Raw genomic sequence first — 24,459 nt, 5'->3', positions numbered from 1 at the left:
TCACTGATCAATCGACGTTGAATCCGTCGCATCGCGCTTTCCTTCCAGATTGCCTTCGCCGGGACCTGCCTTTGCTTCAGACCGTCGCATCTGTTGGCAAAGGCGTGATTTGAACTCATCCCCCAGATGTGCCTCGCGCCAGGGTGCTGCCACGGTCGAAAAAGTTTGATGCAGCCAGCGAACCTGTCGATCGTACTGGCGGCAGGAAGCACAGAACAATAAGTGCATACGTAATTTAATGCGCTCACCCAATGGCAATCGCAAGTCCTGGTTTCGCGATATGCTCTGAGCAGCCTCCTTGCAGGTCATCATGAAATGCTCTTTTTTCACGAATGAACCTCTCCTTGGGGAAAATATGCCTCCAGACATCGGGCAATGCGTAGCCGCGCTCGATGCAGAAGAACGGCCAGATGACCGATGCTCACCTCGAGAAGCCTTGCACAGCAGGCGGTATCCTCCCCATACCACTCTCGATGCATAAAGGCCATTTGCTGTGCTTTTGGCAAGCCCTCGAAGCATCGTTGTATTGCCTGCAAAAGATCTTGATCTTCTGCCAGGTTTTCTGGATTCCTTCCCCAATTCCCAGGTCGCAAGGCCCATCGCCCATCGGCCTGGAACAGCAGCTGCTCCATTTCGTCTTCTCCGCCATCCCGGTCTTCCAGATAGACTTGAGGATGCCGTTTCTGCTGACGGAAATGATCCAGGATCTTGTGTTCCAGAATTCCGAACATCCAAGTCTGCTCTCGTGCAGCACCTGCGTACTCCTTGCGACCAACCCAAGCCGCTAGTAAGGTTTCCTGGACAAGATCCTCGGCCAATGCTTTGTTGCCATTCAAACGAAACAATGCGTGACGAAACAGGGCGTCTCCATATCGTTCCACCCAAGACTCAGGGGAGGATCTCTCCGCCGATTCCGCTGTTGGTGTGTTCACTGTCTTCGTCTCCACAGTGCTTGCCATCAAGTCTTCCCGTTCTCGTGCGATTGTCGCGTGGGCCAGTACCATCGTTTATCCATCTTCCCTGATCAGCCCCTCTGCCACTGCGTTCTTCACAAAGGTTGCAAGATCGAAGTCCGGTTCTGTTGCAATCGTCATTTGTCCGGCTTCCTGGATGCCGTACCCGGACAACAAGAACCCATACCAGCGTGCCTCAGCCGGCCCAACAGGGCGCATCAGGACTTCTTCGGTGGGTCTTGCGACCAAGATTGATTCTGCGCTCAAGTGGTCCAGGTCTAGAGTCCCGGCGTTTTCCGGGTCCTGGCAGAATGCCCAAATGGAAAAAATAGGATAGTCCGACTCCACCAGGCGCGCGGAGTTGTGCAGCCCCAGTGCCGAGAAACCATCCTCCGCGAGGTATGCCTCATGCTGACGCCATTCCAAACGGGCTAGATCAGGAAGATACGGGATTGTATGGGCGAGTGGGTGTCCCACAAGCCAGGAGCTCAGCTCTTGGCCGTAAGCATTGCGATCGCCACTGGCAGAGGGATGGTTCTGCACATACTCGCGACAAAGGGCCCGAAAACACTCCTCTCCCAGTAGCTGTTCTGTTGTCCGATAGATGTCGGCCAACGCCAGACGAAAGCCTTCGAGGATATTGTTGCGATAGATCACGGTGGAGACTTCGGGAGGAATGCAGCCGGAAAGCCCGCGCAATGTCTTTCCGTCATCGGAGGAGAAGAGCACATCGCGAAACCGTTCCTGCCATTGGCGAATCTCATCCATGGGTTCTCTCCAGGTGCTTTTGGGCGACCGAAGCCTCTCGCAACAGCTCATCAAGGCTGGGCAGATCGACATCCCATTCGATCAGCGTTGGCACTCGGCGATTCAGGAGCTGTAGGGTTTTCTCGTATAAATCCCATACTTCAGGCCACACCGCGCGGCTGTGGGTGTCGATCAGGACACGGGTATCAGCAACTTCTTCGATACTGAATCCTGCCAAGTGGATTTCCTGCACTGCGTCCAACCGAAGATTCGCCAGATAAAACAGGGGGTCAAAGCGCTGGTTCCGGCTGCTGACATACAAGTTGTTGACATCCAGCAGCAGCCCGCATCCGGTTCTCTCTACCAGGGCATTGAGCATGGCCCATTCGGGCAGACTTTCTCCGGAATAGTGCAGATAGGCGGAAACGTTCTCTATCAGTATCTGACGCCCCAACACTTCCTGGACCTGCAGAATGCGCGGTACCAGGTGATCTAACATGAGCTCGGTTCCCGGTAGCGGCAGTAAATCATGGAGATACTGCCCGCCCACGGAAACCCAGCACAGATGTTCGGAAACCAGGCCTGGCTCATAGCGTCGAACTACCTGCTGGAGTTGACGGAGATGGCGGGCATTCAGCGGATCTGCGCTGCCCAGGGAGAGGGCCACACCATGCAGACTCAAGGGATACTCCTGGCGAACCCGCTCCATCACTTGATGAACCCGACCTCCCGGAGCAAACAGATTTTCGCTGTGCACTTCCATCCAGGAAACGTCCGGGCGACTTGCCAGCACCTCGGCATAATGGGGGGCACGGAGGCCAATCCCCGCAGCGGCGGGAACAACATCGTTTGTCCGTCGGCCAGCGACCGAATGGGCTTGGAGGGTGTCGAGCATGCGATATTCTCCTGAAAAAGAGGCTTTCTCATGTTTCCCGGTAAGATTCATGAGGAAACATCCTGTTTGCTGAAAAATGGTCCAGGCTTTCACGCCTGGACCAAAGCGCCGCTTACTTGCCTGGAGTCAGGCTACCACCCACAATCTTCTGACAAACCCCTTTCGGTACAGCAAGCCAGGCATCGGGGTTACCGTTGGTTGCGGCCGACCCTCGGGTAATACCACCGATGGACATGCACTGGTTTTGATGCGCCTTGGCGATGCCATAGCACTTTACGTACCCTTCGGGCATCATGCCCGCCCAAGCGGTACTGGCAAAACCTGCCCCCGCAAGCGCCAAAACCCCAGCCATGGCGACATGCCGAACCATTTTGTTCCGGTTGCTTCCGTGTTGTTCCATTTACGATACTCCTTTTTCAGTCAATACCACGTGGTTTCTCACGATTCCTGCGCCGAAGCCCAGGCTGGAGAAAGAGCTTGGCTATCTGGATGTCTTCCAAACCTTGTTGATAACTGCGTCAACGGATAGAACTCCAGGGCCATAGATAGTCAAATACAGGAGGAATATCCCCCACGGCACTTGAAAAAGAACACCCGTCCAACCCATCTGAGGGTAGGAAATAATTGTCAGGATGTTGTAGATAAAGAGAAAAGCTGCGGCAAAACGTCCGGCCATTCCCAGCGCAAGCAGCACGGGAAACGCCAACTCGATACCCGTTCCAAGATAGGCTGCCCACACCGGTGGTAGAAGAGGGACGTGATACATGTACCGGAACAAGGTGATAGTGGACGACATGCTTTGCCACTTGACGACACCCGCATTCCAGAAGATCTGCGCTACCCAGAGCCTTGCGCCCAATGCTGCAAGGGAGGAAAGATGCTGGGCGGACTGCACCAGACGGTCGTAGATCTGGTCCATCCGATGCATGAGCATGGAGCAACTGGCCATCTTTGCCTCCTACTTGCCGGGCACCAGACTGCCACCCACAATTTTCTGGCAGATCCCGGAGGGTAAGAGCAAGAAAGAATACTTGCCACCATTATGAATGGATTGACCCGCACAGGAGTGGGTGGTGGTCGCACAATCGTTCATGTGCGCCCGGGCAATGCCATAACACTTGACCCAGTTGGAGGCATAGGCCTGGGGCGCCATGACCAACCCAGCCATGCCCATCACCGCTACTAAGGCGCCAACCGCCACTTTTTCTGACAGGGAATTCTTGGATACAGTTCTACTATTGGACATTTGACTTCTCCTTGGGTAACACCGTAACTCAGTGCTTTCACCTAGTTAGTCGCCAGAACCTCCGATTTATTACAGGCTCAAAATCAGCTACTGGCTGGGCAGCTATGCGATTTGGTCTCCCCGAGTCGGCCATACGCACCGCCAAGCGTCGCTTCAAAGATCAAATGCAGCACCCATGTGGACGCGGAAAGCTACCTATTCCTCTGCGCTCAGATCGGCGTGGATGAGGACCAGATCGCCGAATCTACGGTAGCGATTGAGGGCTCCCGCACAGGTGGCTCGTTTCCCTTTTCCCCATTCTGGAGCCGTGCAAAAATTCCCCGGAACTTGCGAAAGATGACTTTCCGGCAGAGTCTTGCGAGATCGGCTCATGGGTAATGTAATAGCATTCATCACAAAATTTTGGACTTTGACGAGAGCTCGATCCTTGAGAGAATGACGTCATGACCACCTGTCCCTCGGGAACTTGCATTTTGGTCTGCCCACCTGAAACGTCGAGAGGCATCAAATTGAATCTACCGGAATCCTTGCGTTCATACGTGCAACTGGACGGCACGGGAACCCTCCCCGTCGTTTTGGGCCATGGCTTTGGCACTGATAGGAGCGCCTGGGACGCGCTCCTGCGCTGCCTTCCAGAGGATCTGGCCTATATTCGCTACGACTTGGCGGGAGCAGGTTCGGATACTGACACGGCGCATCGATATCGAGCAGATTATCATTCCACTCTTTTCGCCTACGCAGATGACTTGATTCAGCTGCTGGATACTTTGGGGCTGCAGTCGGTCACCTATATTGGCCACTCTATGAGTTGTATGATCGGTGCCATCGCCGCCGTTGCCCGCCCAGACTTGTTCGCGCGGCTGATCCTGATTGGTGCCTCGCCACACTACCTGAAGAAGCCCGATTATCCGGGAGAACTGCAGCCAACCGATCTGGATACCTTGTACACCGCAATGGCCACAAATTATCAGGCCTGGGCAGCAGGCTTTGCACCGCAGATCTTTGGGCTGGAAGATGCTGCGTTGTTGACAGATTATGCCAAGACCCTCTTTCGCCTGCAGCCGGATATCGCTTTGCGTACCTTGCAAATGATTTTTCACTCGGATCTACGGCGTTTGGTCGAAAACATTCGGCAGCCCGTTCACTTGATCAATAGCCGTCAAGATTTTGCAGTTCCAGAGGGTGTGGCTCTTTGGCTCCATGAACACATCTCCGGAAGCACCCTCGACTGGATCGAGGCCCCCGGTCATCTCCCACACGTCACGAGTGCGCCTGACGTTTGTCTGGCAATTTGTTCCTACTTGCCAATCGAGATCTATTGAAATGGATGCGTTCCCAGCAACCGCTGCTGATACCTGGATTCCCGAGGGGCTCACGGCGTTTTGTCGATTCGTTTCCCATCTGAGCGGCGCGTTTCTGGTGCTCACGGTCCATTGGCGAGTAGGTGAGGACATCGCTATTCTCGCGAGCAATGCGGATCTTCCGATTCAGAAGATACGGCCAGAAAACCTCGTCGAAAGACTCGATACCTCGGCAGCCATCGTGGATCTCAGTGCGTCCGTATCGCACCTGTCATCGGCGTTGCTGATGCTCTATCCGGCGGAGGAGAGAAACCTCTATTTTCTCGCTGTGGAGGCCGAGGAAGAACGATACAGTGGCTTGCTCCTTCTGAAATCTGGACCCTTGGAGACGTTCCAGGATGCATTGATCCTGGACTATCTTCGCAGCGTTTTGCGGCAGATGCTCGGGGATTACTGGCTACTTCGAGAACGCCGATATTTTCAAGCAAAATTCCACGATCTTTTTGATAGCCTTCCGATCGGTATTCTCCTGATTGAGGGTAACGGCACGGTAGGCCATGTCAACTCCACGGCGGAAGCACTATTGGGGATTCCTGCTGGACAATCTTCCGTGGCAACCATTGCACGTGCATTTCAGAAACTGCGGGATCGCTGCATCAATGCAGCAGAGCTGCAGCGTTTGTATGCTCCCCTGCAACAGGATCTGCAGTTTGCCATTCAGTGCGATTGGTCGACCGACGAGCAAGTCCTTTATGTGGATACCCATCCCATTCTGGGCAATGCGCGGCAAGGGCGTGTCTGGATTCTGCAGGATGTCACCGCGCAGCGGATAAGAGAACAGTCGTTGCAAAAGACGGCAGAGAGGGATGCCCTGACCGGCGCCTACAATCGACACTTCTTGGAACGATATCGTAACGATTTCGAGCAGAAAACCAGCACGTCTGAGAATTCAACCGCCGTGATGATGATCGATATCGATCATTTCAAAGCGATCAATGATCAGCTCGGCCACGCCGTCGGAGACGACGTGCTGCGCGCTGTCTCCCAGCGTTTGCAAGGTCAGCTGCGGCAGAGGGACGCAGGGGTATTCATCCGCTGGGGCGGAGAAGAGTTTGTGCTTTTGGTGCCGGTAAGAACGCCGGAGGAAGGGTCGCTTGTCGCAGAGCGATTGCGAGCGAGTATCGCCCATCGACCTATACGAGTCGCAGCAGAGCAAACCATCTCTGTCACGATAAGCCTGGGGGCCACTTTTTACCGTACTGGGGAAGGAGTTACAGAAGATACTATTCCGCGGGCGGATACCGCCCTCTATCGAGCCAAGCAAGGAGGCAGAAATCGCTGCGAGTGGAGCCAGTGAGGTAGTTTCCCGGGCGACAAGCAAAATTGGCGATCTAGCCTGCTCTATTTCACAGTGACGGACGGGAGCGATTCTGGGTTCTGCGATACACTGGTTAGCCTAGATTAGCCCAGAAAAATTAAGGCACTTGGACGATCTGCCTAAGTGCCTGTTTTGATTGGTGGGTTGTGAGGGGATCGAACCCACGACCCGCTGATTAAGAGTCCTCGCCCTGCCAGTTTTACGCTGTTTTATCTAGACATACAAACGCCTGCAAACGTTTGAAAAACTAGGTAGAATAGACTATACTTTGTTTGAAGTCGTAAGCAGCCATTTGAGGTGATCTGCTTACGATTTGCTTACGATTTGCTTACAGGACGGCGAGGGCGGAAACATGGCAGGCAAGCTCAGCAAGACCGACATAGACGCGGCCCAAGCGCCAGCAACCGGGCAGGGGTTTCTTTGGGACGGCGAGACCAAGGGCTTTGGGCTGCGAATCTCGGCAGGCGGGCGAAAGACCTTCATCTTGCAGCGGCGCATCAAGGGCCGAGAGAAGCGCATCACCTTGGGCGCGTACCCTGAGATCACGGTCGAACAGGCGCGGAAGCTGGCGCTGGCGCATATTGGAGAGATCGCCAAGGGTGGAGACCCGGTTGCTCAGAAGGCAGCCGAGACCCTACAGGCAAAGACGCTGCGGGAGGTTATCGCGGATTATCTGGCATCCGGGAAGCTCAAGAGGTCCACGGAGAAAGACTTGCAGACCACATTGGGCATCCACTGCACTGCATGGATGGATAAGCCCGTGACCAGTATCGGGCGGGACACAATAGCCAAGCTCCATGCACGGGTAGGAAAAGAGATCAACGAGACCACGGGGAAGCCAAAACAGGCTACGGCCAATAAACTTGCGCGGTATCTCAAGGCGCTAATGAACTACGCGGCGGACACTTACCGAACGGCGGACGGTCAGCCCATCATGCAGGACAACCCGGTCGCGGTTCTCAAAAAGCGCATGTACAAGGTAGCTCGGCGGACCGGGCACCTGGAGCCGCACCAGATAGCAGCATGGTGGGCAGCTACGGAAGCCTTGCAAGACTCATGGCGCGACTATCTGCGGACCATGCTGCTGACGGGCCTGCGGGCGAATGAAGCCTTGCACCTGCGGTGGGCGGACGTGGACCTTGCCGGTCGGACCTTGACGGTCAGAAACACGAAAAACGGCACCGACCACAGCCTGCCTATGGGCGAATGGTTGACCGCCATGCTCACTGCACGGCCACGGCGCGACGCCTATGTATTCACCGGCGAGAAAGGCTTGCCCACCAATCGGCGCTATGGCATCGACAAAGTGGCAGAGGCTACCGGCCTCGATATTCAGCGGCACGACTTGAGGCGGTCATTCTTGACCGTGGCGGACGCGGTGGACGTGCCCTATTTCGCACTGAAAGCCCTTGCAAATCACAAGAGCGGGTCCGGCGGCGACATTACCGCCGGATACATCCAGCACAGCATAGCGCGCCTTAAAAGACCCGTGCAGGCTATCGAGGATTTTATCTTGTCGGCGGCGGGCGTGAGATCGTCTGCCGTTGTCCTCCCCATGCACGGGGGGGCAGAGGCAATAAAAAGCGGCAATAAATAGCCTAAAAAAATACCACTGCGCCGTATAAAAAAATAAAAACCAAATTCAAACATAAGCTTATGTAATAGTACCACTGCGCGGTAATTGCGATATTATCCGCCGGTCGTGTACTCTTGCCGTGGTTTTAAATGATTGGAGATTCCCATGGCAACTGTATTCGAGAGCACCCGCCTGTACGGGCAAAAGGAAATCGCCCCGCTGCTCGGCAAGTCAGAATTTTGGTTCGAGCGCGCGCGGTGGGCGGGGACCGGCCCGGCATTTAGGAAAATCGGTCGCAGCGTCCGCTATCTGGGGAGCGATCTTAATGCTTGGCTGGACACGCAGACCCGGAAAAGCACCAGCGCATGAACCCCACCCACAAAAAAGCCCGCCATTCAGGGCGGGCAGGAGTGCAATTCGATGAAAAATATAGCAGATTTTTACGCCCTAATACAACCCACCGTGCAGGGCAAAATGGCCCTGATAGATTACGGGGACGGTATACCAAAGCCGCGCAAGGGATGGCGCGCAGGCACGGGCGTTGTACCGTTGGACAACCCCTTGCAGGATGAAGTTATTGCCTATCCTATTGCGCCCGGTTATGTCGTTATAGACCTTGACCGGAAAAACGGGAAAGATGGCGTCAAGTCTTTGAAAGAACGCTGGAAAGAACGCCATAACACGCTGATCACCAAGACTAAATCAGGCGGCCTGCACGTCTGGTACGCGCTCCCTAAAGGGGCGCAGTTGGGCAATAGAACTGGCATCCTGCCCGGTGTCGATTTGCGGACGGTTGGCGGTTTTGTGCGAGACTTTCCAAGCCCCGGCTATGCGGTTTGGCGCGATCTTCCCATCGCAGAGATTCCACCCGGTTTGCTGGCCCTTATCCAAGAAGCCGCGCCAAAACCCAAAGAATCACCCATGCAGGGGTTTGGTGAGCGCCAGCCGTGGGTGGCTTCAATCGACTCAGAACGCGAACTGTCCGAGATTGCCCCATTTTTAAGGCTGGAGAATCGGGACGATTGGCAGTTTGCGATGGACGCCTTGGCGCATGACCGCGACCAGCTCGAGGCCGCTGGAATCGACGTTTTGGGCTTGGCGGTCAGCATGAGCAGGACCGCGCAGGGGTTTGAGGACGAGCCAGAGGAAACTATCAAGGAGGCCTTGGAGCGCCCCGAGGATCAGCGATTTTCTGGGGCCTGCGTCAAAGCACTGATCGTCCGCGCAAAAGCCGCGAAGTGGACCCCGCAAAAGTCAGCCACACCTGCCCCCATGCCCGACCCGGAACCGCTGCCCACGGGCCTGCCGCCTGTCGATTCGTTCGATGAGAACTTGCTGCCTTTGGGCTTGCGTGCCTACGTCACCGACATAGCAGAGCGGTTGCAGTGCCCGCTGGACTTCCCCGCCGTGGCTTTTCTGGTCTGCCTGTCTAGCGTGGTCGGGGGGCGCGTGGCGATCAAACCCAAGCGTCGTGACGACTGGACGGTCCTGCCGAACCTTTGGGGTGCAATCGTAGGCAGACCAAGTTTGATGAAAACCCCTGCACTGAGCGAAGCAACCAAAATGCTGTACCGGATGGAGGAGCTGGCGCGCAGCTTGCACGCGGAGAAGATGAATGCCTATGAAGCCGAGATGGAGGCCAGCAAGGTACGGGCTGCCGCCAACAAAAAAAAGGCTGCCAAGCTGCTAGACAAGAGCGACCAGGACAAAAGCGTGCTGGTGGAGATGCTACGAAAAGAGCAACCCCCGGCACCGCCCACGCTGCGGCGGTATATAGCCAATGACGCCACTGTCGAGAAATTGGGGGAGCTTCTACAGGAGAACCCGGAGGGTCTATTGCTTTTTCGTGACGAGCTTGTGGGCTGGCTGCGGAATATGGACCGAGACGGGCACGAGGGGGATCGCGCCTTTTACCTGGAGGCATGGACTGGCGGTAAGCCCTTCACCTATGACCGGATCGCGCGCGGCAGCGTGTTCATCGACAAAGTTACCCTGTCCGTGCTTGGCGGCATCCAACCGGGACCGCTTCGGAGTTACGTTAGCCAAGCAACCCAAGGGGGTGCAGGGGATGATGGCCTTCTGCAACGTTTTCAGTTGCTGGTCTGGCCCGACGCAATAGGGGGGTGGCGCAACGTGGACCGCTGGCCCGATACCGAGGCCAAGCAGGGGGTGTGGGGCATATTCGAGAGGCTGGCGGACCTGACCGCCCCTACTGTTGATGACGAGCCGCCCGCCCTACGCTTCGACGAGGAAGGGCAAAAAGTTTTCGACGGCTGGCGCACGGAGTTGGAGGCCCGGCTGCGGGTGGAGGACTTGTCCGCCGTACTGGAGAGCCACATGGCAAAGTATCGGTCTCTGGTCCCAAGCATTGCGCTGTTGTCGCACTTGGTCGAAGGGGGGGCGGCGATAGGGCGCGTAAAAGCAGAGCACGTCCGCCGGGCAATCGGCTGGGCCCGATACTTGGAGAGCCATGCCCGCCGCGTGTATAGCGTAGCCCTTGATCCCGATATGGCCGCCGCTGTCGCCCTGTCTGAGAGGCTGAAAACCCTGCCCGACCCCATCACTGCCCGCGACGTGTACCGCCGGGGATGGTCTGGGCTGGATCGCAAGGCCACCGATGGCGCCCTGCGCGTGCTGGTTGACTTTGGGCACCTCCTGCCGGTTGAGCAAGACACCAACGGACGACCAACGACCCTATACCGCATCAACCCTAAACTAAAAAATTTTTCTGAATCTCTAGGGGAAGGCACTGACAAAACTGCCAAAACCCCCATTTGCCCCCCTTTTGTCAGTTTTGTCAGTCCATCCTCTAAGGAAACTGAAAAATTTTCGGTGGCGAGAACCCCCCGCATGTTGGCCGTGATCGACCGGCTACGTTCCGTTGGTAATTTTGGAGTTTTGAAATGAAAGACCCAATCCTTAGTAAAGCAACACGCGCTGAACTTCTACTCATGACAGCCGCCGCGCTGCGCGCAATCACCCCAGCGGACTGGTACTGGCGAGTCATCTGGTCGGAGGACGAAGACGTCTACCGACTGAACAGCCACATGCTTGTCACCAGAGCCGTATCCCTTGCGCGGGGCATGTTGGCCGAGATCGACCGGAGAACATCAGACGATGACTAAGCCGTCCACACCTAGACCAATCAAGGACCGCTGCATGGCACGCACCCGTTCGGGCGGCCAGTGTCAGAGACACCCCGTGCCGGGCAAGACCCGCTGCCGCTTGCATGGTGGGCTGTCCACGGGTCCAAAAACCAGCGAAGACCTTGCACGGGTCGCGGCAATGAATTTCAAGCACGGCAGGCGCACAAAGGCGGTCCTGGCTGCGGAGCACGAGCGGGGCGAGCGCAAGCGGCAGGTCGCCTACCTCAAAAAAATCATTAAATTCATCCGGTGGACCGTTGCCATTGCCGGGCCGGGCAGTTACTGCACGGTGCCAGACGACCCAGAGCGAACCATCGACGGGCTACGGGCCGAGATGAGTAATGCGGAAGTATGGGAGACCTTGCGCGAGGCCGACCGTAGGACGCTGGACGAGTTTAGGCGCTGGTCAGACGAGGAAGAAAAGAAACTCTGGGACTGGGATCGTGCAGGGGAGGGCAGCGCGCCGAGAAAACCACTAAACAAAAAGGAGCAGGCACGGGCGTTTGCCAAGGCAGCCCGCCTGCTGCGAGGCCCACCCAAAAAATAACCCCCTGCACGGTGAAAAATTTGCGAGGGGGTTGACCCACCTTTCTTGTGTTTCTTCGACCGTCCCCGCGCCCCCCTGCACCCGCCGGACACCATCCTGCACCAGCAAACCCCATGAACGCACCACACCCACGGGCAGAGATGCCCGCCAAGGCCCCATATTTGCCGTAGGAGCGGTTTTCAGCGTGTAGTGCTGGGGTTTTGGGTTTGGGTCCGCCGTTGATCGCGCCTTGCAGGGCATTTATAGCGGTTTTCTGCTGGCGCTGGCGCTGCTGTTCTCCACCGTGCAAAAGCTGCGGAGTGGACCCCGCTAAAAACCGGGGTTACCGGGGTTACCAGCCCGGTGTAGTGCTTGGGGTTTCCCTGTCTGGCTGCCTGCTGGCGCTCCGCTGCGATTCTCCACCGCGCACGGGGTCGGTTTTTCTCTCAGATGCTTACGATATGCTTACGGGAAAAATTGAAGGCACCTAGCCGACTGCGCTAAGTGCCTGTTTTATTTGGTGGGTTGTGAGGGGATCGAACCCACGACCCGCTGATTAAGAGTCTTAGGATTTGGCATTTACGACGTTTTACCCGCTCTCATGTATCTTGACTTATCAATTAGTTAGGCAGATACTACCTTTGCCAAAATTGATGAATTTACCGTAAATTGGTTGGATATAGGTTGGATGATCCAACCCGAATCAGTTGGTCTGATCGTTCCGCTCATCGTTCTTATAATGTTATATTATTCAATGCAGTAGATCGTATGTGCGGCCGAATGACGCGAAATCACTGGTTCCAGATTAATGGGAGACCACGATGCCTGAAAAAATGAATTTCACCAAAGCCAGCCTTTCGACGCTGGAACCAATCCTCGGTAAGCGTCGCCGCGTCTATGACGAAAAACAAAAAGGCCTAGCGGTATATATTTCCCCGGCCGGGACCAAGACCTTCTACTGCATTCGCAAGGTAGACGGCAGGGTGGAGGAAATTCGTATAGGCGACGCCGCTACCGTGACCATTGAGACAGCTCGCACGACCGCCGCGGGGATTATCAACCAGATTGCCGCAGGGACTAACCCGGCTGAGCAGCGGCGCATCAAGAAGGCAGAGATGACGTTCTCCGACCTGTTCAGCGAATGGGTGAAGGATTGCCGCGCCAAGGGTAAAAAAAGCCTGAGTAACGACGAGCGCAACTTTCGTCTGCACCTGCAAGAGATCGCCAAGAAGAAACTGTCCGATATCGAACGTCAGCATATTCGCGCTCTGCACCGGAAGGTCAGCACGGGAGCCGGAATCTATCAGGGCAATCGTGTATTGGCCTTGGTCCGTGCCGTGTTCAATTTCGGAATCAACACACTGGATATTCCGCGACTGGGCAATCCGGCTGCTGGCCTCAAGATGAACCGAGAGGAAAGTCGGGATCGTCGCCTGCACCCCGATGAAATGCCAAGATTCTTTGAGGCACTGGCCGCCGAGGAAAGTCCGGACGTGCGCGATTATGTCATGCTGTCCCTGCTGACCGGGGCACGTCGGTCCAACGTGCTGGCGATGCATTGGAAGGAGATCAATCTAGAGCGCAAAACGTGGACCATTCCTGGCTCCAAGGCAAAGGCTGGCGATAGCATTGCCGTACCTCTCACCGACGCCGCCATAGAGGTGCTGCAGTCCCGCGCAGAGACATCCGGGGCGCAGGGGTGGGTATTTCCCGGGCCTGGCAAGACCGGCCATCTCGTAGAACCCAAAAAGGGCTGGAAACGGCTATTGCAGCGGGCAGGCATTGATGACCTACGCATCCACGACTTGCGCCGTTCGCTTGCGTCCTTTCAGATTGATGCGGGGGTATCTCTGGCTGTCATAGGCAAGGGGCTGGGACACCACTCGCAGCAAACGACCGCCGTCTATGCAAGGTTGGCGCAAGACCCCGTTGCCGATGCCTGGCAGAGAGGCACCGACGCCATTCTGGTGGCTGCCGGAGTCAAAAAACCTGTCGAGGTCACGCCGATGAAAAAATTGCCTAGCCATCGCAAAAACGCTATATTATGAAGTGGGTCACGGAGACACTTGACCAGCGTGTTGATGATGAACTCAACGCCCTGCCGTCCGCGTTGCGCGCACGTCTATTGCGGATAGTGGAGTTGATTGAGCAGGTGGGCCTAGAGCAGGTCCACGAGCCACATATCAAACACCTGGAGGGCAAGCTCTGGGAAATACGCGCCAAGGCGCCGGACGGGATTGCCAGAGCGATATATGTCACTGCAACAGGGAGACGGCTGGTCATCCTGCATGCTTTTGTCAAGAAAGCGCAGAAGACCCCCAAGCGGGCCATAGAGATGGCACGGCAACGCGCCAAGGAGGTTTTGCAATGAGCCGCTTATCGGAACTGAAAGAGCAATGGATGAAAGACCCCGCGTTCAAAGCGGAATACGACGCGCTGGAGGATGAGTTCAGCCTCGCTCGCGAGTTGATCGAAGCCCGGACCCGCGCTGGGCTGTCGCAAGCAGAATTGGCGCAACGCATGGGTACCACCCAATCGGCTATTGCCCGTCTGGAAAGTGGCAAATCCCCGCCATCTATGCGAACCATTGCGCGGATCGCCGCCGCTACTGGAAGCCGCGCCATTGTGCGGCTGGAGCCACGCTCTTGAATGAACGCATAGCAGACGTGCCGAACACCGAGGGCACGTCAACCTTGCGACTCATGGGCTGGCGCATTATATCGGTTCCTCTTGGATGACACCCCTGCCTAGCCCATGCCAGCGCGAAGGTCCACGCCGCCTGGAAAACTGCAGGTGGTGGCTATCGCATCCATTGGCCGGAGATTGATGAGGACTTGAGCACCTAGGGAATGCTGAGAGGGGTACCCGCACTGCGAGGAAGAACAGAATAACCAATTGTTGCCATGCCCTGGTCTGACCCCCGAAAAAATGAGGCCTTGCCGGCCTTGGGGATGACACCTATTCCGCAGGAGGTAGAGATTATGTCGGTACAATTGCCAGAACCAGATTATTACACCGTTGAGGAAGTAATCGATAGGTGGTCGGTATCGATCGACTTCCTTTTGCGATTGGCAACGGAAAACAAAATTGAGATTTGCGCCCGTCTCCAAACACCACTAAAAACCATAGTGTTAGATAAGCTTGACAACACACTGCTCACCTATGAGCGCGCAGTTGAGCTAGGGCTGCTCCATGCTTCAGACTCAGCGGATGGAAAAATAGAACGAAAACTGTGGGATAGCACGTGGTATATGATGGCCGGGACAACGTTCAAACTAAGCAGAGTAGAAGCCTTGCATCTTCTCGATGGGGAAAAAGAGGTCGTTCCGGACCACTTAATACTTCGCTCGCTAACTGGATACGACGATCTTCCAGAATGGGTTGGTGGTCTAATATTTACCGGATTTAGCGGTTTTGAGCGCGCTACTTTCCTCGGCATTGTCTCTTGGAAGAGGGACGTCGATAACGGGATGTTATTGCCACGTGTCACCAAAGATGACTTGGTGATCCTGTCCGAAGAAATCAGGCGGATAGAGACCCTTCATCTGGCAGCCGAGCAAGCCGTCGCTAAGGATGTGCTGGGCGGAAAGGCGGTAACCAGCCGCCGGATATTGTTGAGCGTCGTCAATGCGCTCTGTATCAAAGCGGGCATTGATCCGAAGGGGAGGAGCGCCACCAGTGAAATCATGACGCTCTTGGACCTGCAAGGCACCCCTGCATCTGAGCACACCATCCGGGACGCCATGAAAGAAATTCCCGAAGCCATCAAAGTTCGCAAAACAGCAAACAGCAAATAGAGCTATTTGCCGCATCGGGAGAATGGCTCCCCCGATCCTAGCCTCACGTTATCCGCAACTGTGAGGCAACTTCCATGCAGAGCAATTTTGAATCTGTGGCCCCGATTGTCGCAGAGATTGGCCGTACCCTGGGCTACCCACCTGAAGCTATCCCCTTACAAATCAACGAAAAGCTTGCTTCTGAAGTGTTGGGCGTCAAAGTCTCTACTTTGACTAACTGGCGCACCACTGGGCGTTATAACTTGCCCTACATAAAAGTTGGCCGATTGGTGCGTTATCGTGTGGAAGATCTTGCCGCTTGGATTGCTAAGCGCCGACAAGGCGCAGGCAGCTGATCCAATGGCCTCAGACATCATCGAGCAATTTACTCAGGCCCTGGCTGAAGGCGGCATCGAGCTTGCCAATGGCGAGCGCATTATTCCAGATGGGAAACTGCACCGGGTCTGTCTCACTACTGACAAGCCGGGGCAACGGACGGGCTGGTATCGTTTACACCTCGACCCGCCACCTGCTGGTGTTGCTGGTGACTGGCGGACCGGTTGCCGAGTGAAGTGGTGCAGCAAGCGCCCAGAACGCCTCAGTCCAGCCGAGCGGGATACACTGCGGCGCCGTATTAAGCGCGAACAGGCCGAGCGAGAGGCCGCGGAACGGGCGCGGCACACAGAAGCCGCACAGAGGGGCGCGTGGGTATGGAATCATGCTCAGCCTGCAAGCTCTGCCCATGCCTACCTGCAACGCAAACACCTTGCCCCGGGCATTGCGCGGCAACGTGGAGTCTCTCTGGTTTTGCCGGTGGTAGACCTCGCCGGGTACCTGCGAGGAGTGCAATACATACAACCGGGTGGCACAAAGCGATTCATTGCGGACATGAAAAAGGCCGGTGGCTATATTCCAGTGTCAGCAAGGCCGGACGGCAGTCGCCCGCTTTGGATTTGTGAGGGCTGGGGCACCGCCTGTGCTTTGCAGATCGTGCGCACGGAAGTGTGCTGCATTGCTGGCCTTGACGCGGGGAACCTCGCCAGCGTCGCCCTAGCAGCCCGCTCCAAATGGCCTGCGTTGGATCTTGTGATCTGCCCGGATTTTGATGCTGTTGGCCGGCGAAAAGGGCAGGAAGCGGCGGAGAAGGCCCGTGCTTATCTTCTGCCGCCACCTGCCGAGATTCCGGAAGGCTGTACCGATTGGCTGGACTTGCTGAACGCCAATCGGCAGGGGGTGGCACGTGCTTAACTCAGAATATTGGGACGCCGTGCCCCCTTATGGTTGCGACGAGGCACCCCCCGCCGCGCCTACTGCTGGAGTTAAAATACCAGAGCCGCAAGCGGCCCGCCCGCCATTGTTTACCGCGATAGGTGAACTGCTGGCCCACCCTCGACCTATCGACTGGCTTGTGCGTGGTTGGCTGGAACGAAACACCACTGCCGCGCTGATAGCAGAGCCGGGACGGGGCAAATCGTTTGTTGCCCTGGATATGGCCTGCTGCGTGGCGCTTGGCAAGCCTTGGCACGGCATCCGTACCAAGCAAGCTCGCGGGCTGTTTTTGGCTGGTGAGGGACAGGCCGCCATGGTACGCCGGGCCTGCGCTTGGGGCATTGTGTATGACGACTTGAGCGCGGCGCCTCTGCACTTGAGCAGCGGGGGCGTGGCCCTGAATGACAAGGACGCACTGGCATTCATACAAGCCGAAATCGACGCGATGCCAGAACCACCCGGGCTGGTGATTGTGGATACTTTGCAGCGTGGGCTATCTGGTGACGAAAACAGTGCCGAGGCCATGGGAGGATTTGTCGATGCTCTGGATAGCTTGCGGCAGAAATACACTTGCACGTGCCTGGTAATTCACCACCCCAGCAAAACCGCTCCAGGTGAGCCGCGCGGCCATTCCTCACTCAAAGGCGCAATAGACACCATGGCCGTACTGGAAGCGCGAGAGCGTGGCGTTATCGTTCTGACAAACCCCAAGCAGCGCGGGGGCGATACTGCCCGGCCTCTAGCCTTCCAATTCCGCACAGTAGAGCTTCCCCAGGCTTGGGCGGACGAGGACGGCACACCCACCGAAAGCGCGGTATTAGTGGCCTGCGACTTGCCCCAGGTATCCACCAAGCCAGAAAAGGGATTGGGCGACAAGCAAAGGCTGGCGTTGTCCATTCTCAAGCGATTGATTGCCGAATATGAGCGCAACCTTGCACAAGGTGGCAGGGACACGAAAGCTGCCAAAGTGGAACTGTCCGAGTGGCGCAAGGCCGCCAAAGAGGAAGGGATGGCCATTCACAACTTCTCGCGCTGGATAGCTGCTCTCGAGGACAGGCGATTAATCACCATAGACGGGATTTTTGTCTCTCTGGCCGATTCCTCACATTCCTCATTTGAGGAAAACGGGGAAAGCTCTGTTGTTGCTCCTCACTCTCCTCATTTGCCTTTAGGCATGAGGGGGGTGAGGAACGAGACGACGAGCGAGGACGAGGAGGGCGGCTATGAAGAGTTCTGATTCTTTTTTGGCGGAACTCAGGAGCCTGGGCCTCGCCCTCACCGTTAAGGGCGACCGCCTCATGGTTCGGCCTTCTGGATTGCTCACCGACGAAATGCGGCAGGCAATCCAGGAGCACCGTTCCGCTATTTTTTCTTTGGTGGCATCAGAGCGCATGGAACAGTCCGAAAATCGCACGGCTGCCATCCATGCTGAGAATGGCAAACAGCGGTCAGCTATGACCCGGAAATTAGAATCTTTGCGCTGCTGTAGCTGCGGAAATTTCTGGCCCATGTCGCAAGATATAAGCGACTCTGCATTTGGCCTTGGCCGTTGCGCTCTCACGCGTAGCGGACTGTCACCCGATGGAAGCGCATGCTGGCCACAAGCGATGCGAAAATGCTCCCACTTCAACTCAGACGAGATAAACTCGCGAGGAGGATAGCGATGAGATCCTCGCACCTTGATCCCGCCGACTTGTGGTTGCTCCAGAACGACCCACAACTTGCCAAAACGACTCCGCAGGCGCTTACAAGTCGCCGCATGAGGCAGCAGCACGCCCAGGGCGGGGAATTGCTGGAGGACTTGGCAACAGAAGGATCCGTACAGCCTTTGGATGTAGCCAATCCTGACGTGGATAGACTCGTTCGGCTCGCTCCCCCCACACTCCGCAAGCTAGTGGCCTTACGCATAGAGTTCCCGAGTGCAAGCCAAGCACAACTTGCCAGGATGATGGGCTGCACCCGGCAGGCGGTAAACAAGAAACGCCGGCGGCTGTTGGCCTACCTTGAGGCCATGGCGGCATCCACTATAACCGCAAGATCTGGATCAGTCACTGAAGCACCCTATTTTATGGAGCCCAATGGACAACTTGCCTGGGATTTCGTAGATTATGAGTGAAAACGTTATGGCACTTGCTTTCCGGGACGAATTACCCACATTGAGCGAGCTATGTGAGAACAATCGGCATTGTTCTTGCGCATAGAGCTGATGATAGGGGCGTCCATGTCTGTTGCTGCTGTAAAGACTGGCAACGCGGTTATTCAGCAGAGAACACACCAATGACAGGAACGCAGCGGAAGCTGCCGTTCCCGTCCAGCTTGAGTGGAGTGCTATCGACTCAGAAGCTGACGTTCGGTGATGGCTTCACGAACTACCGGAGTTCGGCCATTGCCGTCGGTAGTATTGGCTCCGCTCAATGGCTGGTGTCGTGCGCGTAGCCAACATTGACGCAGCGCAGTACCGGTGTGACCGCTTTTCTCTGCGGTGCGAAGCGGCACCCAAACCGGACTGTCGACAGGAAGTGTTAAAGAAAATGCTCAACAATGCTGGCAATCGTTGCTACAGCGGCAATGATTGCTGCGATGGTTTTATATTTCGCCCACCGTTTAGTTTCTAGCTCTCGTGCTTCCGACTTTCCTTGCAACCATTCAAGTGCATATTCATGTTTATCACCCCTTGCAAGTTCGCCAGAGGCAACAGATGCTTTGACGGCAGGAATACCCAAAGACTCAAACTCTGCAACGCACAATGCTTTGAATTCTTTGAGCGATGCTTGCAATTCGCCTTCATTCCATTCGAGTCCGCAAGACCCGTAATGAGCATTTGCTATTCGTAAGCTGTTAAACAAGTTCGCGTCAATATCAACTTCTTGATTTGGAAGAAACTCAACACCCGCAGACTTAACTTGCGTAGACCATACAAGGCGTTGAGTTCTCGTATTCCTGACCCGGATGTTGGGCATGGCAAAACCCTTGCTTGTGGTAAAATCTGGCACCGTCTCCGTCCCATCTGATCTATTCGAAAAACTCCTCATCTACTCGCTTGAGGCTGATGGCCTCGTCGACACAACATGCGACCTCTTGCTTGATCATCAACTTGGCCAACTGCTTGCCATCGATCAGGACAATGCGTTTGCCGAGCATTTCCGCTGTCTGGCATGCTGGATTAATAACCGCCTGCGTTCCGGCTGGCCAATTGTGTTGTCCGAGCTCACGTCTGAACGAGTCGTTGCAAGCGAATGCCGCTAACGGGCTCGGCTTGCCCGACGCGCAGTACAGACGCAAGCGACCGATCAGATAGCGCGCAAGCCCGCAACCGAACGTCGTGGAAGACCGGGCCCGCATTGACGGTGCGCAGCAATTCAGCCAACACGAAGGCGGACGACAACGCACCGACGAATGGAACCGCGATTGACTTGTTTGCCACGAGAACCCGCCCACATTCGTCTGGGCTGATTGAGTGGTACCCCGGATTCTCTGTTTGGCGCCGCACCTTGGCCTCCCTCTCTCGCCGCTTCTGAGCGTCCTCCACCGGCCAAAGATCCACGGCGGTCCGCTGGTTTGGCCATGTGTGCACAGCGATGGAGTCGAAGTTCTCGGCATCTCCCCCAAGTCCCGAGTCAAAAATCAGCGGAAACTCGGCCTGTGCCAACCAGTGGCGTGCTTGATTGTCATGGAAGCCTGACAGCGCCAGTGCCGGCTCGCGGCTGCTTCGCCGGTAGTTGCTATCAACGAATCGCTCGATTAGCCGCGTATTGAAGCCCCGATCCTCAAGCCACCTGGCGACCACACGCGTCTTCCGGGCACCCACCATGCCCGAGTTCAGAAGCGCGCCGGTCTCCAGATTCGGAGGTTCAACGGCGTCGTCGTCGCACAGGTAGATCGTCGATGCGCGGGGGTCACCGTAAGGGAGGCATGCCAAAGCCCAAAGATACGCCTGCCCTAGGTGGCCAAGGCCGAAGCAGGACAGCTCCAGGGGCGCCTCCTCGGCCAAGATGCCCAGAGACTCCGGCGAAGCTATGGGTAAGTCGGGACGCCACAAGGAGAAGGCGATTGGGCGGCGCATGGCCGTTATGGCAATGCGGGCGAAAGAGGCGAATACTTCGCCAATAGCGACCGCCGCCGCCGCAAGCGGTGCCAACGAACATAAGGGATTTTCCGGAAGCCGCGGAACCTTCGTGGCAGGCCCGACGCTGACTCTCCATCCATCGAACGTAAGGCGCAGGGATCGACGCTTTTGTTGCGCGTTTCCCACCAGGATGCTGATCGAATCAGAGTCAAGGTCTGCGACCGAGCGTTCTGCACCGAGTTCTTCGATCGCCTCCCCGATGGTTCCCTTTATGCTGACGCGCGTTAGGTTTTGAGCTGTCCAGACGTCGTCCGGCGCAGTCACCAGCACAGGGGCTGCAAAGCACTTCACAGCTAGGTTCACCGCTGTCATCACTGCCACCTGCAGTGCGTGCGAACCGGCTACGTCAGACCCGACAAGAATTTGCAGCCGATGGGCTGTTCGCGCAGCCCTGGAGATTCCGGGCGTCGTTCCATCACGGTCGAGCCAAAGCTTGTCGATACGGGATATGTCCCCCAATGCTGGGAAGTGAGTCATTGGATCACCATAAGGTTAAACGCACAGGGACATCAGGGTCCGACGCAGTGAAAGACTGCCACCGGCGTTGACCGAGAAAGCGATGGATGCCCACTCGCGAAAGAGACCACCCAGACGTGTCTCCGAAGGATGGCAGGATCAGCGCTACGTGTCCCACGACAGGGATCATCGGGTTCGCCTTGTCTACTGCACTTTGTCTAACGTCGAGCGTCGGATGTGTGTGGGCGTCGGCTAGAACGTGCAGTTGGCGTTCTTTACAGAGGGTCCAAAGCGACGAGAAGCCGGCGCGATGAAACTCCACAATGCCGTAGTTCAACGCGCGTGAGTCGAGATCGTCATAGCAAATGAAGTCGACGACCTGCCTCTTCGGGACATCCTGCCGGCCGAGGAGAAACGCGCCCGACTCGCGGCCTCGGCCGCGCGAAGCTAACTGGCGTACCAATCGCCGCCACAGCAGCAGCGAGATCGCAATCTGCTCGTTACTGTCCAACGTAATCTCCGCAGTTCAGCCAACGATACACCAACGTCATGAAATCGGTGAGTGTCACTTGGGGAGTCCAGGCGTCCTGTGTCCATGGATGGCCTGGGATCGCCAGTCGGTCGTAGTGGTGGTAGAAGCCGCGCCCAGGCGCAGCCCATCCGGCCGTCTTAAACACCGCAGCGACAGTGGAGCCAGGACGGCCCTTAGGCCACTTTTCTGGGGCGAGGAAGGCGCCGGTCTTCTCGTCCCAGAAGCCGCCCGTGTTCGGTTGGCTGCCATAATTGCCGACGTCCCAATGCACAAGCCACCGGCTAGGACTGCTCTCACGAGGCGACGCCGTAATCCAGGTATCAACAAAAGGCCAAGCGAGTTGCGCCACTGGGGTAGCGAGCGACCAATACCCCCTGGCAACACCGGCTCGAAAGCGCCCGCCGACAAGTTCCGCTTCGAGCAGGCGCTGTGCGTTGGTCGACATGTGCTAACCTTGGGGAGTAATTTCTTTGACCAAGTTGAACTCGAGCGTGCGCTCTCCAGGCATTAGGAGATCGCCGAGATGTTGGTCAATGCGCGGAATGGTCTTGGACGGCTCAAGCTCCAGTACGAGCTCGGCACCTGCCACGTCGTCGATGTGCAAGCGTCTTTTGGCCCAGACGGTGGCCGTCTCCACCGTGGCGGCCGGCGAAAAGTGGCGCTTCGGTTCTTGGCCGTTGTAGTTTACGGTTACCTCAATGCTGTGCACCGCCTTCGTGTGGATATGCTGCTTTTCGGGCAACAACAACTCCAGCACCGTTAGATTCAAGTCGGCCGGTGCATGGGTGTCGCACTCACCTTCCACATTGCAGCGCGCCTCGTCTGCCTCCCCCACGAAGACGAATTCGTCTTCGCCCGGCAAGGCATCGTGGCGCGCGAGCACCTCTTTCAGGAGTTCGTCGCCTGCAGCCTCAATGACCTTTGGTTCTCCATTGCCGTGCAAGAACAGCTCAAACAGTTCACGTTCCATAAATCACCTCGCGCAAAATCACCGTTGCGGTCGTATGAGGTGTATGGGACACTTGTTGTCCCATGAAACAACCCCGCACAATTCATCCCTGCATCCAACCGTCTTGGTTGCACGCGAGCGCTCAAGAAAGTTGTTGCCTGAATAGACAACAGAATGCCTGATTAGTTTGGAGCCGTCAAGGGGTGCGCCAGGTCCCCGTCAAAGTCGCATTTCATGAGTCGTTGATTCCGAGGAAACGGAGGACGCGGTGCTGCAGTTGTGAGCAGTAGCGCTGGGCGGCGGGGATGAAGTCGGCTCCGGCCATGCGCAGCAAGGGGGTATAGTGATACCGGAAAGACTTCCCATATATCCGGCTGTGCATAACCAAGACGCCCGCCGGGCGCGGCAGCATCAAGGTGACATTCCTGCCGTATGTGGGTATCAAACCAAAAAAACGCCCCTGAGCCGGGGCCGGCGGGGCGATTCCTGTAATTATGTCCCCCGGTGGGTGAGACTTTCAAAAAAGTTTACCATGTGGTCTGCTGCATGAGAATATCCCTTCCGTGATCGAAAAGGACTTGTTGCGCAGACGCTACAAGCGTGTGTATCGTTAACAGGTCGCACTCCAGAAAGAAGATCTTTATGGTTTCATGAAATAACCTGAGGCAGCTTCGGCTTTGGTCGCTATTTCATGCTTCACAACCCGGCTCCGGCCGTTCCCTGAAAATAGCCAAGGTCTCTTTGACGGTGCGCACCATTGCATTACAGAACATATCGCATATATCTGTGTTATTAGTTAAAAAAAGATATTGCTCAACCGCCTTAATGACCGCAGCGTTAGCAAATTCTATCTCAGAAATCCCAAATCTTTCCAGCGCAAGCGCTCGCAAACGGGACTGCCACTGAGTATTCCCCCACATATGTATATATGCAAAAGCCAATATATTGACTCTATAGTCAATATAGCAACAGCGGAACCCTTTAAAATAGTTCCAGTCAACAAGAACAGCCTTCTGTTCTTGTCGGACAACATTTCTTATATAGAAATCGCCATTACTGAACAGTCTCTCTCCAGCAATATGAATCTGTTGCAGTTGTTCGATTTCGCTAGGATCAAATCGTCGGGCTAACCTTTGTTGCCGATCGCCAGAGTTAAGGCTCTCTTTCCACCGAGAAAGGTCAAAAGCTATTGTATCAAGCGATATGCCGCCGCGAAGAAATATATCTTCAACTATTGGAGTACCGATTATTGAAAGATCGCTCACCATATTAATCATTAGGTTGGCCGTATCGAGATCAATCCTGCTTCCCCCATCTTCGTGTCCCCACGTTTCATTGAAGGTGGCCCCTTCGTATAATTTGAGACATCCTTGTCTGCGGTTCAAGTCTACGGCAACCACATCCGGTATGACTAATGTAGCAAATCCGTCCTGATACTTTGCTTTCATATAAGGAAGCACGTCATTATAGATGACCGTATCTTCAATGTGGTTAAGGAGTTTGTAAGTTGCTTTTTGCATGGTTCTCCATATTTCGTCGTGGCTTATTGATCACCAATTAAATGGGGGGTTTGGTAATAGAAA

At 55.9% G+C, this 24,459-nt stretch carries 30 protein-coding genes and 1 pseudogene; 16 read left to right on the top strand and 15 right to left on the bottom strand.

Annotation, left to right across the window (positions count from 1 at the left end; genetic code table 11):
• The 7 genes from MQE22_RS07065 to MQE22_RS07035 form a co-directional block, all read right to left on the bottom strand.
• On the bottom strand, positions 1-330 hold the full coding sequence (locus tag MQE22_RS07065) for a zf-HC2 domain-containing protein (RefSeq protein WP_215871138.1): 330 nt from the start codon (positions 328-330) through the stop codon (positions 1-3).
• On the bottom strand, positions 327-932 hold the full coding sequence (locus MQE22_RS07060; RefSeq protein WP_255789435.1) for a sigma-70 family RNA polymerase sigma factor: 606 nt from the start codon (positions 930-932) through the stop codon (positions 327-329). Before MQE22_RS07060 ends, MQE22_RS07065 begins: the two co-directional genes overlap by 4 nt.
• Positions 933-1,007: 75 nt before the next feature.
• Positions 1,008-1,721, bottom strand: coding sequence for an HvfC/BufC N-terminal domain-containing protein (locus tag MQE22_RS07055; protein WP_215871140.1), 714 nt, complete (start codon positions 1,719-1,721; stop codon positions 1,008-1,010).
• The gene (gene bufB / locus MQE22_RS07050) at positions 1,714-2,595 is read right to left on the bottom strand and encodes an MNIO family bufferin maturase (RefSeq protein ID WP_215871141.1); all 882 of its coding nucleotides are present in this window, start codon (positions 2,593-2,595) and stop codon (positions 1,714-1,716) included. Before bufB ends, MQE22_RS07055 begins: the two co-directional genes overlap by 8 nt.
• Positions 2,596-2,707: 112 nt before the next feature.
• Positions 2,708-2,995 (bottom strand): BufA1 family periplasmic bufferin-type metallophore, encoded by a 288-nt coding sequence (locus tag MQE22_RS07045; protein WP_215871142.1) that lies wholly within the window; start codon positions 2,993-2,995, stop codon positions 2,708-2,710.
• A gap of 81 nt (positions 2,996-3,076) precedes the next feature.
• A complete protein-coding gene (locus MQE22_RS07040; RefSeq protein ID WP_215871143.1) occupies positions 3,077-3,544 on the bottom strand; it encodes a DoxX family protein in 468 nt (155 codons plus the stop codon).
• 9 nt (positions 3,545-3,553) lie between these two features.
• Entirely contained in the window at positions 3,554-3,841 is a 288-nt protein-coding gene (locus tag MQE22_RS07035; RefSeq protein ID WP_215871144.1) for a BufA1 family periplasmic bufferin-type metallophore, read from the bottom strand.
• A 527-nt stretch (positions 3,842-4,368) separates the two neighbouring features.
• Here MQE22_RS07035 and MQE22_RS07030 point away from each other — a divergent pair.
• The 16 genes and pseudogenes from MQE22_RS07030 (at position 4,369) to MQE22_RS13840 (ending at position 18,474) form a co-directional block, all read left to right on the top strand.
• On the top strand, positions 4,369-5,163 hold the full coding sequence (locus tag MQE22_RS07030) for an alpha/beta fold hydrolase (RefSeq protein WP_215871145.1): 795 nt from the start codon (positions 4,369-4,371) through the stop codon (positions 5,161-5,163).
• Position 5,164: 1 nt separating this feature from the next.
• Positions 5,165-6,499, top strand: coding sequence for a GGDEF domain-containing protein (locus tag MQE22_RS07025; protein WP_215871146.1), 1,335 nt, complete (start codon positions 5,165-5,167; stop codon positions 6,497-6,499).
• 373 nt (positions 6,500-6,872) lie between these two features.
• Entirely contained in the window at positions 6,873-8,117 is a 1,245-nt protein-coding gene (locus MQE22_RS07020; protein ID WP_255789434.1) for a tyrosine-type recombinase/integrase, read from the top strand.
• A 144-nt stretch (positions 8,118-8,261) separates the two neighbouring features.
• Positions 8,262-8,465, top strand: coding sequence for a helix-turn-helix transcriptional regulator (locus MQE22_RS07015; protein ID WP_255789433.1), 204 nt, complete (start codon positions 8,262-8,264; stop codon positions 8,463-8,465).
• Between the two features lie 180 nt (positions 8,466-8,645).
• A complete protein-coding gene (locus tag MQE22_RS07010) occupies positions 8,646-11,003 on the top strand; it encodes a DUF3987 domain-containing protein (RefSeq protein ID WP_255789432.1) in 2,358 nt (785 codons plus the stop codon).
• Positions 11,000-11,221, top strand: coding sequence for a hypothetical protein (locus MQE22_RS07005; protein ID WP_255789431.1), 222 nt, complete (start codon positions 11,000-11,002; stop codon positions 11,219-11,221). Before MQE22_RS07010 ends, MQE22_RS07005 begins: the two co-directional genes overlap by 4 nt.
• A 34-nt stretch (positions 11,222-11,255) precedes the next feature.
• On the top strand, positions 11,256-11,789 hold the full coding sequence (locus MQE22_RS07000) for an HGGxSTG domain-containing protein (RefSeq protein WP_255789430.1): 534 nt from the start codon (positions 11,256-11,258) through the stop codon (positions 11,787-11,789).
• A gap of 800 nt (positions 11,790-12,589) precedes the next feature.
• Positions 12,590-13,816, top strand: coding sequence for a tyrosine-type recombinase/integrase (locus MQE22_RS06995; protein WP_255789429.1), 1,227 nt, complete (start codon positions 12,590-12,592; stop codon positions 13,814-13,816).
• The gene (locus tag MQE22_RS06990) at positions 13,813-14,139 is read left to right on the top strand and encodes a type II toxin-antitoxin system RelE/ParE family toxin (RefSeq protein WP_255789428.1); all 327 of its coding nucleotides are present in this window, start codon (positions 13,813-13,815) and stop codon (positions 14,137-14,139) included. Before MQE22_RS06995 ends, MQE22_RS06990 begins: the two co-directional genes overlap by 4 nt.
• Positions 14,136-14,417: a helix-turn-helix domain-containing protein gene (locus MQE22_RS06985; RefSeq protein WP_255789427.1), complete on the top strand. Its 282-nt coding sequence runs from the start codon at positions 14,136-14,138 to the stop codon at positions 14,415-14,417. The genes MQE22_RS06990 and MQE22_RS06985 overlap by 4 nt, the downstream gene beginning before the upstream one ends.
• Positions 14,418-14,527: 110 nt before the next feature.
• A pseudogene (locus MQE22_RS13845) lies at positions 14,528-14,614 on the top strand (DUF2442 domain-containing protein); the annotation flags it as partial.
• A 135-nt stretch (positions 14,615-14,749) separates the two neighbouring features.
• Entirely contained in the window at positions 14,750-15,565 is an 816-nt protein-coding gene (locus MQE22_RS06980) for a hypothetical protein (protein WP_255789426.1), read from the top strand.
• Positions 15,566-15,639: 74 nt separating this feature from the next.
• Positions 15,640-15,900 (top strand): helix-turn-helix domain-containing protein, encoded by a 261-nt coding sequence (locus tag MQE22_RS06975; RefSeq protein ID WP_255789425.1) that lies wholly within the window; start codon positions 15,640-15,642, stop codon positions 15,898-15,900.
• 4 nt (positions 15,901-15,904) lie between these two features.
• Positions 15,905-16,792, top strand: coding sequence for a toprim domain-containing protein (locus MQE22_RS06970; RefSeq protein WP_255789424.1), 888 nt, complete (start codon positions 15,905-15,907; stop codon positions 16,790-16,792).
• A gap of 106 nt (positions 16,793-16,898) precedes the next feature.
• Positions 16,899-18,050: an AAA family ATPase gene (locus MQE22_RS06965; RefSeq protein WP_255789423.1), complete on the top strand. Its 1,152-nt coding sequence runs from the start codon at positions 16,899-16,901 to the stop codon at positions 18,048-18,050.
• Positions 18,037-18,474 carry a TubC N-terminal docking domain-related protein gene (locus tag MQE22_RS13840; protein ID WP_483190445.1) on the top strand — a complete coding sequence of 146 codons (438 nt, stop codon included), beginning with the start codon at positions 18,037-18,039 and terminating at the stop codon, positions 18,472-18,474. The genes MQE22_RS06965 and MQE22_RS13840 overlap by 14 nt, the downstream gene beginning before the upstream one ends.
• 861 nt (positions 18,475-19,335) lie before the next feature.
• Here the strand turns inward: MQE22_RS13840 and MQE22_RS06960 are convergent.
• The 8 genes from MQE22_RS06960 to MQE22_RS06925 all read right to left on the bottom strand — a co-directional run bounded on the left by MQE22_RS06960 (position 19,336) and on the right by MQE22_RS06925 (position 24,396).
• Positions 19,336-19,806, bottom strand: coding sequence for a hypothetical protein (locus MQE22_RS06960; RefSeq protein ID WP_255789422.1), 471 nt, complete (start codon positions 19,804-19,806; stop codon positions 19,336-19,338).
• A 19-nt stretch (positions 19,807-19,825) separates the two neighbouring features.
• A complete protein-coding gene (locus tag MQE22_RS06955) occupies positions 19,826-19,954 on the bottom strand; it encodes a hypothetical protein (RefSeq protein ID WP_255789421.1) in 129 nt (42 codons plus the stop codon).
• A 67-nt stretch (positions 19,955-20,021) separates the two neighbouring features.
• On the bottom strand, positions 20,022-21,251 hold the full coding sequence (locus MQE22_RS06950; protein WP_255789420.1) for a ThiF family adenylyltransferase: 1,230 nt from the start codon (positions 21,249-21,251) through the stop codon (positions 20,022-20,024).
• A gap of 169 nt (positions 21,252-21,420) precedes the next feature.
• Complete coding sequence (locus MQE22_RS06945) at positions 21,421-21,906, bottom strand: hypothetical protein (protein WP_255789419.1); 486 nt, start codon at positions 21,904-21,906, stop codon at positions 21,421-21,423.
• Entirely contained in the window at positions 21,896-22,372 is a 477-nt protein-coding gene (locus MQE22_RS06940) for a DUF7665 family protein (protein WP_255789418.1), read from the bottom strand. The genes MQE22_RS06945 and MQE22_RS06940 overlap by 11 nt, the downstream gene beginning before the upstream one ends.
• 3 nt (positions 22,373-22,375) lie before the next feature.
• Positions 22,376-22,897, bottom strand: a complete 522-nt coding sequence (locus tag MQE22_RS06935; protein ID WP_255789417.1) for a hypothetical protein — start codon at positions 22,895-22,897, stop codon at positions 22,376-22,378.
• 211 nt (positions 22,898-23,108) lie between these two features.
• Positions 23,109-23,291: a hypothetical protein gene (locus tag MQE22_RS06930; RefSeq protein WP_255789416.1), complete on the bottom strand. Its 183-nt coding sequence runs from the start codon at positions 23,289-23,291 to the stop codon at positions 23,109-23,111.
• A 274-nt stretch (positions 23,292-23,565) separates the two neighbouring features.
• Complete coding sequence (locus tag MQE22_RS06925; protein ID WP_255789415.1) at positions 23,566-24,396, bottom strand: hypothetical protein; 831 nt, start codon at positions 24,394-24,396, stop codon at positions 23,566-23,568.
• Positions 24,397-24,459 lie beyond the last annotated feature (63 nt).

It is taken from the genome of Acidithiobacillus sp. YTS05, assembly GCF_024396695.1.
GTDB classification, from domain to species: domain Bacteria; phylum Pseudomonadota; class Gammaproteobacteria; order Acidithiobacillales; family Acidithiobacillaceae; genus Igneacidithiobacillus; species Igneacidithiobacillus copahuensis.
This window is presented reverse-complemented; position numbering and strand designations above follow the sequence as displayed.

Bases quoted from the DNA above. Each gene is read 5' to 3' on its own strand.
- MQE22_RS06935 (WP_255789417.1), bottom strand. From the start codon at position 22,897: ATGGAACGTGAACTGTTTGAGCTGTTCTTGCACGGCAATGGAGAACCA.
- MQE22_RS06980 (WP_255789426.1), top strand. From the start codon at position 14,750: ATGTCGGTACAATTGCCAGAACCAGATTATTACACCGTTGAGGAAGTA.
- MQE22_RS06925 (WP_255789415.1), bottom strand. From the start codon at position 24,396: ATGCAAAAAGCAACTTACAAACTCCTTAACCACATTGAAGATACGGTC.
- MQE22_RS06985 (WP_255789427.1), top strand. From the start codon at position 14,136: ATGAGCCGCTTATCGGAACTGAAAGAGCAATGGATGAAAGACCCCGCG.
- MQE22_RS07035 (WP_215871144.1), bottom strand. From the start codon at position 3,841: ATGTCCAATAGTAGAACTGTATCCAAGAATTCCCTGTCAGAAAAAGTG.
- MQE22_RS06975 (WP_255789425.1), top strand. From the start codon at position 15,640: ATGCAGAGCAATTTTGAATCTGTGGCCCCGATTGTCGCAGAGATTGGC.
- MQE22_RS06995 (WP_255789429.1), top strand. From the start codon at position 12,590: ATGCCTGAAAAAATGAATTTCACCAAAGCCAGCCTTTCGACGCTGGAA.
- MQE22_RS06970 (WP_255789424.1), top strand. From the start codon at position 15,905: ATGGCCTCAGACATCATCGAGCAATTTACTCAGGCCCTGGCTGAAGGC.
- MQE22_RS07015 (WP_255789433.1), top strand. From the start codon at position 8,262: ATGGCAACTGTATTCGAGAGCACCCGCCTGTACGGGCAAAAGGAAATC.
- MQE22_RS07020 (WP_255789434.1), top strand. From the start codon at position 6,873: ATGGCAGGCAAGCTCAGCAAGACCGACATAGACGCGGCCCAAGCGCCA.
- MQE22_RS06955 (WP_255789421.1), bottom strand. From the start codon at position 19,954: ATGCTCGGCAAACGCATTGTCCTGATCGATGGCAAGCAGTTGGCCAAG.
- MQE22_RS13840 (WP_483190445.1), top strand. From the start codon at position 18,037: ATGAAGAGTTCTGATTCTTTTTTGGCGGAACTCAGGAGCCTGGGCCTC.
- MQE22_RS06940 (WP_255789418.1), bottom strand. From the start codon at position 22,372: ATGTCGACCAACGCACAGCGCCTGCTCGAAGCGGAACTTGTCGGCGGG.
- MQE22_RS07040 (WP_215871143.1), bottom strand. From the start codon at position 3,544: ATGGCCAGTTGCTCCATGCTCATGCATCGGATGGACCAGATCTACGAC.
- MQE22_RS06950 (WP_255789420.1), bottom strand. From the start codon at position 21,251: ATGACAGCGGTGAACCTAGCTGTGAAGTGCTTTGCAGCCCCTGTGCTG.
- MQE22_RS07045 (WP_215871142.1), bottom strand. From the start codon at position 2,995: ATGGAACAACACGGAAGCAACCGGAACAAAATGGTTCGGCATGTCGCC.
- MQE22_RS07055 (WP_215871140.1), bottom strand. From the start codon at position 1,721: ATGGATGAGATTCGCCAATGGCAGGAACGGTTTCGCGATGTGCTCTTC.
- MQE22_RS06990 (WP_255789428.1), top strand. From the start codon at position 13,813: ATGAAGTGGGTCACGGAGACACTTGACCAGCGTGTTGATGATGAACTC.
- MQE22_RS07025 (WP_215871146.1), top strand. From the start codon at position 5,165: ATGGATGCGTTCCCAGCAACCGCTGCTGATACCTGGATTCCCGAGGGG.
- MQE22_RS07005 (WP_255789431.1), top strand. From the start codon at position 11,000: ATGAAAGACCCAATCCTTAGTAAAGCAACACGCGCTGAACTTCTACTC.
- MQE22_RS07000 (WP_255789430.1), top strand. From the start codon at position 11,256: ATGGCACGCACCCGTTCGGGCGGCCAGTGTCAGAGACACCCCGTGCCG.
- bufB (WP_215871141.1), bottom strand. From the start codon at position 2,595: ATGCTCGACACCCTCCAAGCCCATTCGGTCGCTGGCCGACGGACAAAC.